Below are 15,345 nucleotides of genomic sequence, written 5' to 3' on the forward strand. Positions count from 1 at the left end.
CAGCGGAATCCGAGGTATCAACGAATGAGCTCATTGATCATCATGTGGAAGGCGATGAAGAATCGGGAAGAGCAAAAGCGCGTAATCAGTGAGCGCAAGCCGGACGCCCGAGTACTGTCAGGAGGATGTGTGTTGATTCAATTCCCGAAAATCAAAAACGAGTAACCAGTACAGCGTGCAGGCGTCAACACCCACGATGCAGTCCGACTCGGATCATATGGTCCGACTCACTTGCTCGGTACCGCGCCCGAACTATCCCGAGCGCCCAAAGAGCAGGACTTGTTCTACCCGGGCGGCACAACTGGCGAGTGAGACCGAAACGTCTCAGTGAGACGAAAAGGGCGCAGTCCTCGCGGAGAGCGCCCTTTAAACCCAGTGATAACCCAGCCGGTTATCACAATGTTTTCGCTGCTTGCCGGCTTACACCTTTACCTCTATCCGGCAATCGCCGCCCGGATCGTCCGAACCGAATAGTGCCTGATTCAGCGCCTTCCGGCTCTCGCACCATAGGTCGTGGTCGTGTGAGCTGCCTACGTCCTTTCCTTTCGCCCAGTCGGGTAACTCGTTCCGTCGCCGCAATTCGTTCATATGCGTCCACCAGCGGGTAGCGTGGCGTTGCTCCGCGGTGATCAGTTCAGCCAGCACGGCGCGCTGGGTTTCCGAAAGAATGAGAGTGTCGACAGTGCTCATTTTGCACCTCTCGACTCAATGGCAGCCATCAGCGCCGCATCCGTTCTGGTGAGGTGCTCATTTGCCTGTTGGACAAACGACTGCTCAGGAATGGCGTCAAGGTTCGACCCAAGCCGGTCCACCGCCGTTTCAATCCAGTTCGAAAGCTCGCTCAAAAAGCCCGTGCGCTGCCCCTTTAACGCGTATTCCTCGTCTTCCGTAGTCGGTTGTTTTGCAGCCAGAGAAGCGAGCATTGAAGAGAGCAGCGTTGACGATAGGGCGACAGGATTGCCGCGTTCGGTCCTGACATATTTCAAATACATCCGAGCAATTGACTCTCCAACCGCGATCCCGCCGAAGAATCCACCCGACATCGGGACATCCCAGCAGGAGGCGTACTTGCTGTGATCCTTGCCTACAAATGGAAGCCTATCCCACGCCAGTTTTCCTTCTGGCTTCGACCGCAGGCCAATCTGCTTACCCTTTGCCAGTGAGCGTTTTGACTTGGGGATGGCTTTGAGAGATGGCTTGCTCATTGGGCACCTCCCGCGCGCAGCGCTTCACGGCGCAGGTTCTTCGCGATGTAGGCATGGGCTTGCTCCGGGAAGCCATCTAGCTCGTCATCCAGGCAGTCAGTCCACTGAGCCACCGTTGAGGACCAGTGCTCATTCCTGGCCAGCCCCAATTGAGCGATGTCATTGGCAAGGATGCCGGCCGGATAATTTTTTGCGAGCAGGGTAAACAGAGCGTTCATTTCGCTGAATGCGCCCTGTAGTTCGTACAGGTCATCGAGAGACGCGTAAGCGATGTCAAACAGAGTGCGGCTCATTGCACACCCCCGGCACTGATTCCGTTGAAAGGGGTGGAGCAAGGAACAACTTTCACGCTGATTGCGCCCAGCATTTTCAGCGAGGCCAGGTCGTTCAATTTGATGTTGGAGGGCAGCACCATGGTGCCGATGATTTCCCCACGCGCATCGAGGATTTGGATGGTATTCTGTTTAAATTGCATGACGTTTACCTCTAGTTTCCGTCGTGTGATCGCCTTCCCGGTGTTAGCGCACCGGGTTGGCACCTCTTCTGAGTAGCGGGAAATATTTCCCTGTACCGTTACTTCTTCCGCTTTTCCTTCGACTCTAGGCCTGCAATCACAAGCGCCTTGAGTGCTGCTGTCCTAGTCACCTCCACACCTGTCTCCGCCTCCACGCTCTTGGCGTAGGCATCGACGCGGGCGGTTATGTCTGCCGGCAACCTGAGTGTGACTGTGGGTGTGTTTGCCATCTGTTCCCCTCCTTCGTTTCGATGAATCAAATGTAAGACAGTGTCTTACATATAGCAAGGGAGAGGTACAAAATAATTGCAGGTGTCACGGCAACCCATCACGCACCGGGCACGAAGCGTGGGCTCCAACTCCCTCAAATTGAGGAAGCTCCTTCACAGGCACAACTGGCGATAGATCACCTGGGCGTCAGTGCCACGTCGCAGCTCGCGGAGTGCGTCATTGGTCAACTGGTCAAGGGCCTGCTCCTCGAAGTCAGCGGCGAGCTTTGTAGCCTTGCGCACGATCAGCAGCGCCAGCTCTGGCGGCACCACCACTTTCGCTTCATCCAGGTACGGGCAATCGATAACGGACATAGGCACTCCGGGAGATGTACTCAGGTTTGAGTGTATCTGCGAAGTGCAGGTAAAACCCCTGCTAAGGCACGATAATGCAGTGAAATATCTCGACTCAGTGAGCCTTCGCGCCACTTATTCGATTGCCTTTGCCCAGTTTCCGCGCAACCATGAGGGCACATTCTTGACAGACCCTAGACAGATCCAAGCCCATGGCCGCGCTCAACAACGAAATCAAAGCCTTTATCGTCCAGGCCCTTGCCTGCTTCGATTCCCCCACCCAGGTCGCAACCGCGGTGAAACAGAGCTTTGGCGTTGTGGTATCGCGCCAGCAGGTCGAAGCACACGACCCGACCAAGCGTTGCAGCAAAGGCTTGGCCAAGCGCTGGGTGACGATGTTCGAGGACACTCGGGCAGGATTCCGCGAGGCGATGATTGAGATCCCCGTTGCTAACCGATCCTATCGCCTGCGCGCACTCGGGCGAATGGTTGAGGAGGCCGAGGAGCGCGGCAATTTGGCGCTGGCCGCTCAATTGATCGAGCAGGCAGCCAAGGAGTCTGGCGATATGTACGTCAAGCGCCCGCCACAACTCAACTCCATCACGCCGGCTGCCAGGGTCGCGGTGGAGTTCGTTCACGCTCGCGACTACACACTCAGGTAACGCTCCTAACGTTACCCAACCGTTATCTAACGTTAGACAACACCTGACAGCAGGCCGGAACAGGCAATTCAACTCCCGCCATTGGTGGAAGTTAAAAATCATCTGCAGCAGCTCGTCGAGCAGTACCAAGTCTACAAGCGGGACAGCTTCGTAGTCGTCGCGCAACTTCCCCCATTGGGGAGACTTCCCCATCGACGTCCCCCCCCCCAGGCAACTCCCCACCTGCGATTTGCGAACTCAGCTGAAAACCCAGCCCTGTATCACTTTGCCTGCCAACGACTTACTGCAACAAAACCATCTTCGATTGAAGCCTCTAGGCCTAGTCTTTTTCGTCTATATCAATCTATATCTGTGTATCACATAAAGTGCACCCAAAAAGCGCTGTACGAATACACAAATAAGCGCAAATCTACTCCTCGAAAAGCCAATTTCATCGCTTGAGAGGGCGCATCAATGTCTTTTTCCGCAACAGCACAACCACCAAAGGGGCGCGGCCCGAGCCGCAGCCTCACAAAGGCCGAGCTGAAACTCGCCTGGGATCGAATCCGGTCAGCCGCCGCCAGTGGCGACCTGCAGGCCAGCGCATTGCTGATCGCCTTGGCCGAGCAACGTCCCCTCATGACCACCGCCACAATCCTTGCCGCATAGGTGACCAACTTGGCTACAGCTATCGATGACATGAAATACGCCCTGGACCTGCTCCAAAAAGTGGACGCGACCCTGGACCAATACAGCGGCGACCCGCAACTGAAGTCTGTCCGCCGTGAAGTGGCCACCGTCGCCGGCGCAGTCAAGAAGCGCATCAGCACCGAAAAAGGCGAAGAGGTTTACGGATGCTCAATCCAATGAAGGAGGAAAAGCGCGAAGTAGTCCGCCAGCGCGCCGCCCGGGCCGGGATTCAAATCGATCATCTGCCCACTGGCGGCTATCGCATCCACGGCCGCAACAGGTTCATCGACTTTCTGGTCAATGATTTGGCCGACGTTCACCTTGAAGACCTGGCGCCGCGGCGCTGGGCCTGACCCCATCAGGAGAATTCTGTAATGGCAATTAAGCAACTTCGAGCAAATATTGGCGGCCGTGAGCGCATCATTGGGCTCTGGCCAACCCGCGAGGACGGGCCATTCAAGGATCTGTTCTCGATCGCCCGCGAAGCTCGTAACCACGTCGAAGGCTTGAGCATCGCGACAGATAACATCCGCAACGATGCCCGCCTTTCAGATCAAGCGAAAAAGCAGGACACCTATGCCACCGCCAAGGATCGTCTGTACTTCCTTGGGCAACTGCAGCGCAATTTCGAAGTGTTCAAGGGGCACGTAGACGAACGCGCCAGCAAGATGACGGCGGTTAAGTCCTATCGCGACAGTGACCCGGCCGCGGTACACATCGACATTGCGCTGGCAGCCCAGCTTCGCGCGATGGGCCCAGCCGAACGAAACGCCACGCTGCTAATGGGCACTGAAAAAGCATTCGTCGACGCGGCGCTGCGCCTGCCCAGGGAGCTCACCGGCATCAGCGGCGAGTGGTATGCGCGTATCGTCAAAGAGGCGGTGGCGCGTTCCAATCCTCGCGAGGCCGATGAGCTCGAGGATCTCTACCAAGCTGTCGGCGCTGCGCAGGAAACACTTCAGCACGCCTTCGAGATCATCGGTAAGGAGGCAGGCATTACCCTTGATGAGCGAGTTGAGCTCGCCGGGGAAGGCGCCAAGGAACTTGTGAAGGGGCCGGCTGAATCGACTATTGAGCGCATTCAGGATCGTTTGGCGCGCGCTCAAGAGGAGGCGGACGGGGAAGACGACAAGCGCAAGGCGGAAATCCTCGGCAGCCTGGCGAACACTCCGGACGGCGATCGACTGGCGGCAGGGGCATAACCATTGAAAGAGCCAGCCCTGCCAAAGGTGGTACCGGGACGCGCAGCAGGTGGCAAGTTTGCCCCTGGGTACTCGGGCAACCCTGGCGGTCGCTCCGGCCAAACCCAGGCCATTCGCGCGCAGCTGGCGGCCGGTGCTGATGCTGTCACACGAAAGGTTCTGGCGGCGGCCAAGAAGGGTGATATGCAGGCCTGCCGCCTTATCCTTGAGCGCCTGGTGCCGCCGCTCAAGCCCACCTCCGAACCCGTGCAATTCGAACTAGACGACACCGACCTTCCCAGCGCCGCCCAGTCAATCATGCGTGCGATCGCCGGCGGGCACCTCGCTCCCGACCAGGGCAAATCTCTCATTGAGGGCTTGGGCGCAGTTGCCCGCGTAATCGAGGTGGCGGAGTTGCAGAAAGGTATCGAAGAGCTCCGTCAGCAGGTGGAGGCAATGACGCGATGAGCAAGCGCGAACAACTCCGCAGGATTCGCAAGAACCTTGACGAACGTCAAGGTAACCCAATCGAAAGGGCTATCGAGGAAGTAATGGATTGGTGCGAAGCCATGGCTTTTGAGCCGAAAGCGCACATGACATGGGATGAGCTTGAGGCAGCGGAGGCGGAGACTATCGAGCTTTTAGCGCTGCTTGAAGGCTTCAAATCACCGCAAGCTAAGCCCGGGAAGTAGGGCATGGAGACCACAAAGTGACCTATCAAGAACGCTTCGCCGAGGCGTGCAAGACAACTCAGTTTCAATCACATCACATGGCCCAGGGACCTGATTCCGGATACTTGGTGTGGGATGTCCGGCACGTCCGCGACGGAGAGAAGGTGAGCATCGACGGTCCTTTCCTCACCGAGGAAGAAGCGCGGGTATCGGCCGACCTGCTCCGCGGTACGTTCCGCGGCGCTAGGGCCTACCAAGGAATCTATGACCGGATATGGAACTACGACCCCAAGCGTGAACAACTGCAGCTCGATCAGGCGCTGATGTCGCGAGACCTTCTGGCTATCCGCCTGGGCGTGACAGTTCCCACACCCAGCCACACGTAAATACTCTTGAGGTGCAGCAATGAGCGATATCGTCAAACGACCCATGACACGCATTCTCCTATCCGGCAGCCTGGCTCAAAAATTTGGACGTAAATACGATCGATTACTTGAAAGTGGTACGACACGCGAGGTGTTCAGTGCATTGCAACACACGGTCGAAGGCTGGACGGATGAGATCATGCGAATGTCACGGGCGGGCATACGCTTCGCCATCTTCCGTAACCGCGTGAATGTCGGAAAGGACGAGTTCGCCCTGAGCGGAACGACCGAGATCCGCATCGTTCCGATTATAGCCGGGAGCAAAAACGGCGGCCTGCTCCAAACTGTCGTAGGGGTTGTGCTGATTGCGGTCGGGGCGGTGATGACAATCGCAAGCGGCGGCACAGCCTCGCCGCTGGCTGCCGGCCTGATCTCAATGGGCATCGCCATGACCATCGGAGGCGTCGTACAGATGCTCTCTCCTACCCCTAAAACCCCTAACCAAGAAGACCAAGCCAGCACCGAAAACAAACCCAGCTACCTCTTCAACGGCGCGTTTAACTCCACTCAGCAAGGCCTCCCCGTGCCCATCGTTTATGGCCGGATGCTGGTCGGCTCCAGTGTGGTTGCTGTCGGCACCTGGGCGGAGGTCGTTGCGGTATGAGCGAAGGCCGGCATTGATCGGCGGCCAGTGCTACATTCGCCCTTTCCCAGGAGAGAAATACCATGCAAAGGATTATTGCGGCGGGGTTAATCGCACTGGCCTTGGGCGGATGCGTATCTGCACCAATGCCGTTTTCTGAAGCGAAACCAGTTCCGGCCGATGAGGTTTATGGCTTCAACGACACAGGAGCGAAAGAGTCTGGAAGCGTAACCGTGTTCAGGGATAGCGGCTTTGTCGGATCTGGCTGCGACGTCGTGTTTTACATCGATGGCCAGCGTGCGGCAAAGATTGGCCCGGGCCAGAAGGCTACTTTCAACCTGCCGGCTGGCGAAGTGAATCTTGGTACAGGGCTCGTCGAGTCATGGCTATGCGCGGGCGCAGCAATCAAAACAGTGGCGGCCAACGTCAAGCCCGGGAAGGAATCCATCTATCGAATCAATGGGGATATGCAAGGCTTCTACCTGGGCCCCTACGTCGACTACGGGCGTTGAACCCGCAACATGATCGTCACCTGCCACCGTGTCGAAAACAACACAGTGTGTTGAAACCTACACACTGTGGCGTTTCCCCCCAGACTACTTTCTCAACTTGGCTTCACCGCCTTCAACATCTCAACCAGATTTTTGAAGTGCTCCGGATCAAGAGGACTGCTGACTGTATGAGCCTCTGTGGCCCGACCAAAATAGCTTGATGTAAGCCCCGTACGGATCGCCACTTTGCTTTCTTCTGGTAGAAGCTCAATGAACGGCCCAATCGAAGCGAGTTCAAGCTCTGTCTGCCTGGCTCTATCAGCATTAGTACGATGCCGAGCAGATTCACGCGCGGTATAGATTGCTGGTGACGTTATGACGATGGCGTAGAACAAGCGAATGAGTACCGATACGGCAGTATCTTGCGAAAATGGCTCATGCCAGAACTTGTAGAATGTGGCCATCGCGAGCGCAATGCCTGTTCCAAAAATTGCCACCGTAATCCATCGCCAGAAATTTGCACTTTCACCCTCACTGGTCGCAATGCGTTGATAGTTGCCGGTTACGCCGATATTGCCCACCACCTGTACAATCTTCGCAGCTTGTTCTTTGAATACATTTAAGTCTTCGAGAGTTTTCGAGGCAGCAATGGCCTGTATATCCAGCTCATTTTTGGCGAAATTGTGTTGAGCTTGGATTGAAGTGTCGAACGTTGCTTGTCTCTGGCTCTCGTTCAATGAAAATGACTGATCGAGCTTTGCCACAGCCGCCGCAGACTCTCCTCTCTCTCTAGCAACGCTCTCTGAGAGGTCGTCGATTTTTGCTGCAAGAGCCTTCGTATGATCCTCTACGACATTAAGCATATTTCGAAGTGAGTCACGTTGTTCCGCTATTTGCTGTATGGATTTCGCCGCAAACTCAGACTGACTCTCAGCTAAGTAATTAGACCCTTCGCTGACTCCGCGCGGCCCTTGGATGAAAGCCCAAAAAAATGGAACTACATTTCGCTCCATAATGTTGCTGGCATTAACAATATGCTCAGGGTTTTCGTCCCCCAAGAACGACGTAAGCGCGGATACCACCGCATCTAAATGCGGCTGCATCGTATCAATGGCGGAGATGACGACAAGCTCTGGAGGCGTTTGCTGAATGAATTCATTTAATACATGCGCAATCGCAAAACACTTGTCGCGAGCAAGAGCGTATGGAGGGGTCGAAGAAACACTTTCCTGAGTCAGTTTTTTGCTTTCTTGGATCGCCAGCAAACGGAGCACCGATGAATGAATGGGGTGCTGCCGGTAAGCGTTGAGGTCCATCGCGGGCTCCTATTCCATATAAGGTAATGATGCAACGCTCGGACGCTACTGGCAGTCCGAGCAGATGTCCATGTGATTCGATGAGTATGCCTGAGCTGATACGCGCAAATTTGCGTTTATTTGCCCTTTCCGCTTGATAAGTAACACTCAAAGTGCAACAGTATTAGTGAGACACCTCAACTGATACGGGACGCACATCATGTTCATCCGCGCATACCTCAGAGCATCGACCGAAGAGCAGGACGCCGGACGCGCCCGGGCATCACTCGAGCAATTCGCCACCGACCATAACAAGGTCATCGCGAGTGTTTACCTGGAGAACGCCAGCGGCGCCACCGCTGACCGGCCTGAGCTGCTGCGCCTGCTCAAAGATGCGCGTAAGGGTGACGTGCTGCTGGTTGAGTCGATAGACCGGCTCTCCCGCTTGCCGGTGGAGGACTGGCAAAAGCTCAAGGCTGCGATCGACTCCAAGGGGTTGCGCATCGTCGCGCTCGATCTGCCAACCAGTCACCAGGGAATGCAGGACACCAAGGGAGACGAGTTCACCGGGCGGATGCTGGGAGCGATCAACTCGATGTTGGTAGAAATGATGGCAGCGATTGCGCGCAAGGATTACGAGCAGCGTCGAGAGCGCCAGGCGCAGGGTATTGAGAAAGCCAAGGCTGCTGGAAAGTACCAAGGCCGACCAGTCGACGCCGATCTACATAAGCGGGTCACTGAGCTACTCAAGGCAGGCTTGGGCATACGCGCTACTGCCCGGCACGCGGACTGCTCAACGACGACGGTGCTCCGGATCAAGGAATCACTGGGTGGCTGACTTGCCATCGGCAATCTCGCCGGAGGACCTCAGGTCTTCCCAAGCCCTCTTGAATGAACTGGTGGTGAATAGATCGGGCCGTTGTTCTTTCATGACGTTCGAGACTTGGGCGCGTACACCTGGTTTCCCCGGACTACCCAGAGGCAAGGCTTTGGGATCGTGACCAAGCCTAGAAATTTCAGCCAAGATTGCGGCCGCTTGGGCTTTCATGCGGGGTACGGGCTTTGTTGCATCGTGATCTGAGGTCGAGGGGGGAGAATCAGCTTCTCCCTGAAAGCTTTTTTGGGCTGCTTCCAATGCCTTTGCCGATGTCCATGGGATCAGCAAGTCCGATACTCGGAGCCTTCCTTTCCACGCTCCGGTGATATCCGGCTCTAGCGTCATCATCCGACCTTCCCAAACCGTCCTGCCATCGATGTTTACCAATTGAACATCCGAAATAGGATGGAATGCCAGGTGAGGAAAAGGGGTGTCGTCGTTCTGCATCAACTCCCAAAGTACCCGCGGGGGCGCTCGCATATAACCCATGAATCGGTAATCGAGGCGAGCACGATCTCGTTGCTCAAGGCGATCGCTTAGCTCTCGTATTCGATTATGGTCCGCATTTATCGACTGGCGTAAAGCGACCACCTCGTCTTGATCCATCCGACTGAACTCGTCGACGTTGCCAGCGGCGTTCCTTCGCAGATGAGCCTCGCTACTTGCAACCGATTTAGTTTTGGCTTCCAACTCCATAGCCTCGTCGTGCGCTCCGTGGCTCATCAGCCACCTATCTGCTTGGTCGAAAGCCAGGCCCTCGAATGCAAAAAGAATCGGGAGTGCACGGCTGATTCCGTGCTCAAGGATCTGGCGTGAAGAAGCGCCCCAGCGTTCCGCTAGTTCCGGGACGCTGAGAAATGTCGGCTCGATCATGCTCGCTTCCTCTCGGCCAAATTGCCGGCTGAAATCTCATCGAGATAGTTGGCGTACCATTGCATCATCGTCGTGCGCTGCGGCAGGTACTGGGCTTTGTTGTAGACGCCAGCAACGCCCGGCTTCTTGTGCGATAGCTGAGCCTCGACATGATTCTCGTCGAACCCGTTTTCATTGAGCACCGTCGACGCGATATGCCGGAAGCCGTGGCCGGTTTGCCGGCCTTCATACCCCATCCGGCGCAGCGCCATCAGAAACACGGTGTCACTCCGCGGCTTTGTGTGGTCACTGCGGCCCGGGAACAAAAGTGGATATCTGCCTGTGTACTGACGCAGCTCCTCCAGCGCCTCGATCGCTTGAGATGAAAGCGGTACCAGATGCTCAAGGCCTTTTTTACGACCTTTGCGCTCTACGGGAATTGTCCAAACCTTCTTCGCGAAATCGAACTCCGACCACTGCGCCTCGCGCAGCTCGCTGGGCCGCACGGCGAACAGGCTTAGGAGGCGCAGGCCGAGGCGCACATCGTGAGCGTGAGGATAGGCCACGATGGCGCGTATTAGGCCCGGGAGTTCATCAGGGGAGACGTGAGCGTAGTTCTCGGCCTTGCCGGACTGTAGGTATTTTTGCAGGCCTTCAAGTGGGTTGTGAGTGGCTCGTCCAGTCACCCTGGCCAAGTCGTAGGCGTCTCTGCAGTACGAGCGAACCCGGCTCATCTGTTCAAGAATCCCTTGCAGCTCCATGCCGCGCAGAAATTCCATCCACTCAAGCGGGGTGATTTCCGCATAGGGGCGCTTACCGAACACCGGGAAAACGTGACGCTCCAGGGCGCCAATGATTCGCTTCGCTGTGCCTGTGTCCCAGTTGGTGAGACGTGAGGCGTACCACTCCCGCGCCAGCGGCTCGAATGTTTCGCCGGCGGTGCTACTTTCGGCTTTCTTGCGGGCCTGCTTTGTGACGATTGGGTTCTTTCCGTCTGCCGCGTCGGCGCGTAGCTCGGCAGCTTTCTGTCTGGCGACCGATCCGCTTACATCGGGGTATCCGCCCAACCCAAGCCACGACCATTTTCCGTCAGGTTTCTTGTATCGAAGCTGCCAGGATTTTTGGCCATCAATTTTCACTCGGAAATAAAGGCTGTTCCCGTCGAGTTCGCGGTATTCCTTGGCGTCAGGCTCTAGCCCGGCTAAAGCCGTGTCGGAGAGAGGTCGGCGCTTTATTTCGGACCGTTTCATTAGGCGTGTATCCCCGGTTCAATTACTTTTCGAGGATACACTGGGGGATACAGGAAGGGTAGAGATAGATAGAGACGAATAGAGACAGGTAGAAACAAGAAAGCCCGCACGAGGCGGGCTTCTTGAGGTGATTTATAGACTGCTGTAGACATCTATAAATCGGTACTTGGTGGCTACACAGGGACTTGAACCCCGGACCCCAGCATTATGAATGCTATGCTCTAACCAACTGAGCTATGTAGCCAAGTGGCGCGCATTATTCACCGGTAATGCAGATGCGTCAAGCGTAAATCTAAAATATTTCTCTACACTTTCAACCGCTTATCCTCCTGACCCGAAAAAACGGGTCAGGGGAGGGCATCATCTGAGCTGAAATCTGCCGGTATTGGCGCTCAAGGCCTTGCTGCCGTGGCTCAAGGTGTCTGCCGCGAGGTTCACTGCCCGTGCGCCTTCGAGCAAGCGAACTGCCGCCTGATCCACTTGCTGGATGTTGCCGCTGACTTCGTCGGCAGTGCTCGCTTGCTCGTCGACCGCCGTGGCGATCTGCGCCAGGGTATCGGTAACGCCCTGCACGGCGCTGGCAATTTCCCCCAACCGTTCACCGAGACCGGTGACAGCATGCGCATCGGATTGTGCCTGGCCGCACGCTGCTTCCATCAGGCTGACCGCTTCATTCACCGTACTGCGCAGGCTGTCGACCGTACCGGCGATCTGCGCCGTCGAGGACTGTGTGCGTTGCGACAGGCTGCGCACTTCATCGGCCACCACCGCAAAGCCGCGCCCCTGTTCGCCCGCGCGAGCAGCCTCAATGGCAGCATTGAGTGCAAGCAGGTTGGTCTGCTCGGCGACACCGCGAATGGTGTCGACCACCAGTTGAATCTGCTGGCCTTGCTCGCTGACGCGGCCCAGCGCCGCCGCAGTGTCGTTCAAGCGCTGATTGAGCTGCTGAATACTCGCGGTCGTGCGCTGACTGTCGCGGCTGCTGTCGGCGGCGATGCGCTGAGTGTGCTGCGCACTGCCAGAGGCTCGTACGCAGCTCTCGGAGACACCTTGGGAGGTCGCGGCCAGTTGCGTCGCGGCAGCAGCGATCTGGCTGATCTGCAATTGCTGGGCTTCGACTTCACCCAAGGCATCTGCGGAGTGATGGTTGAGGGTTTGCACCGCGTTGCTCAGTTGCAGGGTTTCGTGATCGACCCCCAACAGGCTGGCGCGCAATTGCACCACGGCGACGTTGAGGGCGGTACTGATCGCCGCCAGTTCGTCCCGGCCTTGAACCGGTACTTGCAAGCTCAGATTGCCGTCGCGCAGGGCCTCGGCCAGCAAGGTGATGCCGCTGGCACTGCGACGGATCGACGCCTGCAAACAGATGAACAGATACAGCGCGGCCAGCAGCAGGCAGCCAAAAATGGTCGCGACGATGATGAACTGGCGTATAGCCGAATCGTGGTAGTAGTCCAGGCGCTGATCCAGCGACAGCAGCGATTGTTGGCGCAACGAGGCGAGGTCGGTAAGCAGGGCGTCCAGGCTGCGCTCGAAGTCGTCCGGCTTGAGGTTGATGCTGCCGCCGAATACACCGTCATCCAGAACCTTCAAGCCTGCGTCGAGGCGTTTGAGGCTGTCATGGTATTGCCCGGCCCAGTTTTGCAGGGCGCTGGGTAACCGCGCTTCGAGCAAGCCGGCGGTTTTCACAAGCTGCTCTCTGGCGTCGCCGATACGGCTGCGCAAGTCGCGCAATTGCAGGCGGCTTTGCAGGGTGAATTGCCCGGACACCACCGAAGCCTGACCGACGCTGGCCAAGCGGCCCACGCGCTCGATAAGGTCGGGTGCATGTTGAGTGGAAATCTGCGTCAGTAGATAAGTCTCAAGCCATGGCGCGAGGGTCAGGCGATTGTCCATGGCGATCTGTTCGCGCAGAGCCTGCAAAGCGCTCAACGCGTTGGTAAAGCGATCGTAGCCGTCTGGCCACCAGCCAACGCTGCTCAGGCTCTTCGAGTCGAGCCCATTGAGGGCGGTTTGCAGTGCTTGAAAGCGCGCGAGGGTTTCACCTTCGGCGTCCTCTTTTTGCAGGGCGCTATTCAGGTCCGAGGCGGCCTGGGCGACGGCAGGCTGAACCGCGTCGAATGCGGCCATGGCGGCCAAAGTCGCCGGTGTCGGCTGGCGATTGGTTTCGGTCGCGCGCCAGCGAGCCGCGCGATCACGCTGGGCTGCAAGCAGGTTATCAAGAGCATCCAGCGCGAGCAGTTGACGAACCCCGGCACGTTCGCCGGAGATCAGGTTCAATTTGTCGCGATACTCCTGGCCGATCATCAATAGACTGCCGGCCAGTGGCAGGATAAACAGCAGAAACAGCAGCTGAAATTTACGTGCGAAGCCAAAACGCCCCAGCAGCCCGATCCCCGGTGATAAAAAAGCCTGCATGCCCCATGACTCCTTTGGGCACCACGCACCATCGGCGTGCGTCGAGGTCTTTGCGACCCCGATCTGTGCCCTTGTAAAAGGCCTCGAAAGGTCACCTTTGTCAGCTCTGTAGGCCGACTCTGTGGTGAAACTTCCCATTCCGGTCCCCTTTGTAAGGGGGCCGCGTTGAAGCGGATAAGCAAGGCAAGATTCAGACCATGGCTTTGCGCTATCAACTTTTCCATGGCAAAAAAACGATGTCGTTAGCAGGCTAAGGGGATGGCGCGATCGCACCGAAAAATGGCACATTGGCGCACCTGCCCGTTTGTCCCCATCCGCTGTACGGAAAACCTCATGGCTATCAGCAATGCCCAGACCGGCGCTACGTCGGCGTCCGCACCTCCACAAAGCAGCCCCTTGGTCATGCGCATCATCGGCGCGGTGGCGCTGGCGCATTTGATCAATGACCTTATTCAGTCTGTGTTGCCGTCAATTTATCCGATGCTCAAGGCCAATTACGGCCTCACATTCACCCAGGTCGGGCTGATCACGCTGACCTTTCAGCTGACAGCTTCGCTGTTGCAGCCTTGGGTCGGTTATTACACCGATCGCCATCCCAAGCCATGGCTGTTGCCAACGGGCACCATCTGCACCCTGATCGGGATTCTGATGATGTCGGTGGTCGGCAGTTTTCCGCTGATTTTGCTGGCGGCGGGCTTGATCGGTGTTGGCTCCTCGACCTTCCATCCGGAGGCCTCTCGGGTGGCGCGGCTGGCCTCAGGCGGGCGGTTCGGCCTGGCGCAATCGACCTTTCAGGTCGGTGGCAATGCGGGCTCGGCGTTTGGTCCGTTGCTGGCGGCGGCGATCATCATTCCTTATGGGCAAGGGCATGTGGCCTGGTTCGGTTTGTTCGCCGTGTTTGCGCTGTTTGTGCTCTACCGGATCAGCCGTTGGTACGCCAATCACTTGAACCTGTTCAAGCTCAAACAGGGGCAGGCAGCGACTCACGGTTTGTCCAAGGGGCGCGTAATCAGTGCGCTGGTGGTGCTCGGGTTGCTGGTGTTCTCCAAGTATTTCTACATGTCCAGTCTCACCAGTTACTTCACCTTTTACCTGATTGAAAAGTTCGACCTGTCCGTGGCCAGTTCGCAACTGCACCTGTTCCTGTTTCTCGGTGCGGTCGCCGCGGGCACCTTCTTCGGCGGACCGATCGGCGACAAGATCGGGCGTAAGGCGGTGATCTGGTTCTCGATCCTCGGCGTTGCACCGTTCACCTTGATCCTGCCGCACGTCGACCTGTTCTGGACCAGTATTCTCAGCGTGGTCATCGGCTTCATCCTGGCCTCGGCGTTCTCGGCCATTGTGGTGTATGCGCAGGAACTGGTGCCGGGCAATGTCGGGATGATTGCCGGGGTGTTCTTCGGTTTGATGTTTGGTTTTGGCGGGATTGGCGCTGCACTGCTGGGGCATCTGGCGGATATCCACGGCATTGAGTACGTGTATTTCCTGTGTTCGTTTTTGCCGTTGCTGGGTGTGTTGGCGATCTTTTTGCCACGAACCAAAAAAGCATAAGATCAAAAGATCGCAGCCTTCGGCAGCTCCTACAGGGTATTGCCTGTTTATGTAGGAGCTGCCGAAGGCTGCGATCTTTTGGCAATCTGACAGGTACAAAAAAGCCGCGTATCAAACGCGGCTTTTTCTTGGGCAGGT

At 57.0% G+C, this 15,345-nt stretch carries 22 protein-coding genes and 1 tRNA gene; 12 read left to right on the forward strand and 11 right to left on the reverse strand.

The window, feature by feature from the left end:
• Window positions 1-420: 420 nt before the first annotated feature.
• From KUF73_RS13010 to KUF73_RS13035, 6 genes are all read right to left on the reverse strand, one after another.
• Window positions 421-690, reverse strand: coding sequence for a hypothetical protein (locus KUF73_RS13010; protein ID WP_218438434.1), 270 nt, complete (start codon window positions 688-690; stop codon window positions 421-423).
• Window positions 687-1,205: a hypothetical protein gene (locus KUF73_RS13015; protein WP_218438435.1), complete on the reverse strand. Its 519-nt coding sequence runs from the start codon at window positions 1,203-1,205 to the stop codon at window positions 687-689. Before KUF73_RS13015 ends, KUF73_RS13010 begins: the two co-directional genes overlap by 4 nt.
• On the reverse strand, window positions 1,202-1,498 hold the full coding sequence (locus KUF73_RS13020; RefSeq protein WP_218438436.1) for a hypothetical protein: 297 nt from the start codon (window positions 1,496-1,498) through the stop codon (window positions 1,202-1,204). Before KUF73_RS13020 ends, KUF73_RS13015 begins: the two co-directional genes overlap by 4 nt.
• Window positions 1,495-1,680, reverse strand: coding sequence for a hypothetical protein (locus KUF73_RS13025; protein WP_218438437.1), 186 nt, complete (start codon window positions 1,678-1,680; stop codon window positions 1,495-1,497). The genes KUF73_RS13020 and KUF73_RS13025 overlap by 4 nt, the downstream gene beginning before the upstream one ends.
• A gap of 98 nt (window positions 1,681-1,778) precedes the next feature.
• Entirely contained in the window at window positions 1,779-1,949 is a 171-nt protein-coding gene (locus KUF73_RS13030; RefSeq protein ID WP_218438438.1) for a hypothetical protein, read from the reverse strand.
• A 153-nt stretch (window positions 1,950-2,102) separates the two neighbouring features.
• Window positions 2,103-2,303 (reverse strand): hypothetical protein, encoded by a 201-nt coding sequence (locus KUF73_RS13035; protein WP_218438439.1) that lies wholly within the window; start codon window positions 2,301-2,303, stop codon window positions 2,103-2,105.
• A gap of 191 nt (window positions 2,304-2,494) precedes the next feature.
• Between KUF73_RS13035 and KUF73_RS13040 the strand changes: the two genes are divergently transcribed.
• The 10 genes from KUF73_RS13040 (at window position 2,495) to KUF73_RS13085 (ending at window position 6,985) form a co-directional block, all read left to right on the forward strand.
• Window positions 2,495-2,944 carry a DUF2280 domain-containing protein gene (locus tag KUF73_RS13040; protein ID WP_218438440.1) on the forward strand — a complete coding sequence of 150 codons (450 nt, stop codon included), beginning with the start codon at window positions 2,495-2,497 and terminating at the stop codon, window positions 2,942-2,944.
• A gap of 453 nt (window positions 2,945-3,397) precedes the next feature.
• Window positions 3,398-3,592, forward strand: coding sequence for a hypothetical protein (locus KUF73_RS13045; RefSeq protein WP_218438441.1), 195 nt, complete (start codon window positions 3,398-3,400; stop codon window positions 3,590-3,592).
• Between the two features lie 9 nt (window positions 3,593-3,601).
• The gene (locus tag KUF73_RS13050; RefSeq protein WP_218438442.1) at window positions 3,602-3,793 is read left to right on the forward strand and encodes a hypothetical protein; all 192 of its coding nucleotides are present in this window, start codon (window positions 3,602-3,604) and stop codon (window positions 3,791-3,793) included.
• A complete protein-coding gene (locus tag KUF73_RS13055; protein ID WP_218438443.1) occupies window positions 3,778-3,966 on the forward strand; it encodes a hypothetical protein in 189 nt (62 codons plus the stop codon). Before KUF73_RS13050 ends, KUF73_RS13055 begins: the two co-directional genes overlap by 16 nt.
• Window positions 3,967-3,987: 21 nt before the next feature.
• On the forward strand, window positions 3,988-4,815 hold the full coding sequence (locus KUF73_RS13060) for a hypothetical protein (protein WP_218438444.1): 828 nt from the start codon (window positions 3,988-3,990) through the stop codon (window positions 4,813-4,815).
• A 3-nt stretch (window positions 4,816-4,818) separates the two neighbouring features.
• Window positions 4,819-5,262 carry a DUF5681 domain-containing protein gene (locus KUF73_RS13065; RefSeq protein WP_256345643.1) on the forward strand — a complete coding sequence of 148 codons (444 nt, stop codon included), beginning with the start codon at window positions 4,819-4,821 and terminating at the stop codon, window positions 5,260-5,262.
• Window positions 5,259-5,486, forward strand: a complete 228-nt coding sequence (locus KUF73_RS13070) for a hypothetical protein (RefSeq protein ID WP_218438445.1) — start codon at window positions 5,259-5,261, stop codon at window positions 5,484-5,486. The genes KUF73_RS13065 and KUF73_RS13070 overlap by 4 nt, the downstream gene beginning before the upstream one ends.
• A gap of 17 nt (window positions 5,487-5,503) precedes the next feature.
• Window positions 5,504-5,851, forward strand: coding sequence for a hypothetical protein (locus tag KUF73_RS13075; protein WP_218438446.1), 348 nt, complete (start codon window positions 5,504-5,506; stop codon window positions 5,849-5,851).
• Window positions 5,852-5,870: 19 nt separating this feature from the next.
• Window positions 5,871-6,494 (forward strand): tail assembly protein, encoded by a 624-nt coding sequence (locus KUF73_RS13080; protein ID WP_218438447.1) that lies wholly within the window; start codon window positions 5,871-5,873, stop codon window positions 6,492-6,494.
• 62 nt (window positions 6,495-6,556) lie between these two features.
• Window positions 6,557-6,985, forward strand: coding sequence for a hypothetical protein (locus tag KUF73_RS13085; protein WP_218438448.1), 429 nt, complete (start codon window positions 6,557-6,559; stop codon window positions 6,983-6,985).
• 92 nt (window positions 6,986-7,077) lie between these two features.
• On the opposite strand, the gene KUF73_RS13090 is transcribed toward KUF73_RS13085, so the two are convergent.
• Entirely contained in the window at window positions 7,078-8,280 is a 1,203-nt protein-coding gene (locus tag KUF73_RS13090; RefSeq protein ID WP_218438449.1) for a hypothetical protein, read from the reverse strand.
• 199 nt (window positions 8,281-8,479) lie between these two features.
• Between KUF73_RS13090 and KUF73_RS13095 the strand changes: the two genes are divergently transcribed.
• Window positions 8,480-9,097, forward strand: coding sequence for a recombinase family protein (locus KUF73_RS13095; RefSeq protein WP_218438450.1), 618 nt, complete (start codon window positions 8,480-8,482; stop codon window positions 9,095-9,097).
• Here KUF73_RS13095 and KUF73_RS13100 read toward each other — a convergent pair.
• From KUF73_RS13100 to KUF73_RS13115, 4 genes are all read right to left on the reverse strand, one after another.
• Window positions 9,083-10,009, reverse strand: coding sequence for a hypothetical protein (locus KUF73_RS13100; protein ID WP_218438451.1), 927 nt, complete (start codon window positions 10,007-10,009; stop codon window positions 9,083-9,085). The two genes, KUF73_RS13095 and KUF73_RS13100, sit on opposite strands and share 15 nt — an antisense overlap.
• Entirely contained in the window at window positions 10,006-11,238 is a 1,233-nt protein-coding gene (locus tag KUF73_RS13105) for a tyrosine-type recombinase/integrase (RefSeq protein ID WP_218438452.1), read from the reverse strand. The genes KUF73_RS13100 and KUF73_RS13105 overlap by 4 nt, the downstream gene beginning before the upstream one ends.
• 167 nt (window positions 11,239-11,405) lie before the next feature.
• Window positions 11,406-11,482, reverse strand: a tRNA-Met gene (locus KUF73_RS13110).
• 116 nt (window positions 11,483-11,598) lie between these two features.
• Window positions 11,599-13,656 carry a methyl-accepting chemotaxis protein gene (locus KUF73_RS13115; RefSeq protein WP_218438453.1) on the reverse strand — a complete coding sequence of 686 codons (2,058 nt, stop codon included), beginning with the start codon at window positions 13,654-13,656 and terminating at the stop codon, window positions 11,599-11,601.
• 333 nt (window positions 13,657-13,989) lie between these two features.
• Here KUF73_RS13115 and KUF73_RS13120 point away from each other — a divergent pair, with 333 nt between their 5' ends.
• Window positions 13,990-15,207 (forward strand): MFS transporter, encoded by a 1,218-nt coding sequence (locus tag KUF73_RS13120; protein ID WP_218438454.1) that lies wholly within the window; start codon window positions 13,990-13,992, stop codon window positions 15,205-15,207.
• Window positions 15,208-15,345: the final 138 nt, after the last annotated feature.

Source organism: Pseudomonas sp. PD9R (genome assembly GCF_019200975.1).
GTDB lineage: Bacteria > Pseudomonadota > Gammaproteobacteria > Pseudomonadales > Pseudomonadaceae > Aquipseudomonas.

Bases quoted from the DNA above. Each gene is read 5' to 3' on its own strand.
- KUF73_RS13010 (WP_218438434.1), bottom strand. From the start codon at position 690: ATGAGCACTGTCGACACTCTCATTCTTTCGGAAACCCAGCGCGCCGTG.
- KUF73_RS13015 (WP_218438435.1), bottom strand. From the start codon at position 1,205: ATGAGCAAGCCATCTCTCAAAGCCATCCCCAAGTCAAAACGCTCACTG.
- KUF73_RS13020 (WP_218438436.1), bottom strand. From the start codon at position 1,498: ATGAGCCGCACTCTGTTTGACATCGCTTACGCGTCTCTCGATGACCTG.
- KUF73_RS13025 (WP_218438437.1), bottom strand. From the start codon at position 1,680: ATGCAATTTAAACAGAATACCATCCAAATCCTCGATGCGCGTGGGGAA.
- KUF73_RS13030 (WP_218438438.1), bottom strand. From the start codon at position 1,949: ATGGCAAACACACCCACAGTCACACTCAGGTTGCCGGCAGACATAACC.
- KUF73_RS13035 (WP_218438439.1), bottom strand. From the start codon at position 2,303: ATGTCCGTTATCGATTGCCCGTACCTGGATGAAGCGAAAGTGGTGGTG.
- KUF73_RS13040 (WP_218438440.1), top strand. From the start codon at position 2,495: ATGGCCGCGCTCAACAACGAAATCAAAGCCTTTATCGTCCAGGCCCTT.
- KUF73_RS13045 (WP_218438441.1), top strand. From the start codon at position 3,398: ATGTCTTTTTCCGCAACAGCACAACCACCAAAGGGGCGCGGCCCGAGC.
- KUF73_RS13055 (WP_218438443.1), top strand. From the start codon at position 3,778: ATGCTCAATCCAATGAAGGAGGAAAAGCGCGAAGTAGTCCGCCAGCGC.
- KUF73_RS13060 (WP_218438444.1), top strand. From the start codon at position 3,988: ATGGCAATTAAGCAACTTCGAGCAAATATTGGCGGCCGTGAGCGCATC.
- KUF73_RS13070 (WP_218438445.1), top strand. From the start codon at position 5,259: ATGAGCAAGCGCGAACAACTCCGCAGGATTCGCAAGAACCTTGACGAA.
- KUF73_RS13080 (WP_218438447.1), top strand. From the start codon at position 5,871: ATGAGCGATATCGTCAAACGACCCATGACACGCATTCTCCTATCCGGC.
- KUF73_RS13085 (WP_218438448.1), top strand. From the start codon at position 6,557: ATGCAAAGGATTATTGCGGCGGGGTTAATCGCACTGGCCTTGGGCGGA.
- KUF73_RS13090 (WP_218438449.1), bottom strand. From the start codon at position 8,280: ATGGACCTCAACGCTTACCGGCAGCACCCCATTCATTCATCGGTGCTC.
- KUF73_RS13095 (WP_218438450.1), top strand. From the start codon at position 8,480: ATGTTCATCCGCGCATACCTCAGAGCATCGACCGAAGAGCAGGACGCC.
- KUF73_RS13100 (WP_218438451.1), bottom strand. From the start codon at position 10,009: ATGATCGAGCCGACATTTCTCAGCGTCCCGGAACTAGCGGAACGCTGG.
- KUF73_RS13105 (WP_218438452.1), bottom strand. From the start codon at position 11,238: ATGAAACGGTCCGAAATAAAGCGCCGACCTCTCTCCGACACGGCTTTA.
- KUF73_RS13115 (WP_218438453.1), bottom strand. From the start codon at position 13,656: ATGCAGGCTTTTTTATCACCGGGGATCGGGCTGCTGGGGCGTTTTGGC.
- KUF73_RS13120 (WP_218438454.1), top strand. From the start codon at position 13,990: ATGGCTATCAGCAATGCCCAGACCGGCGCTACGTCGGCGTCCGCACCT.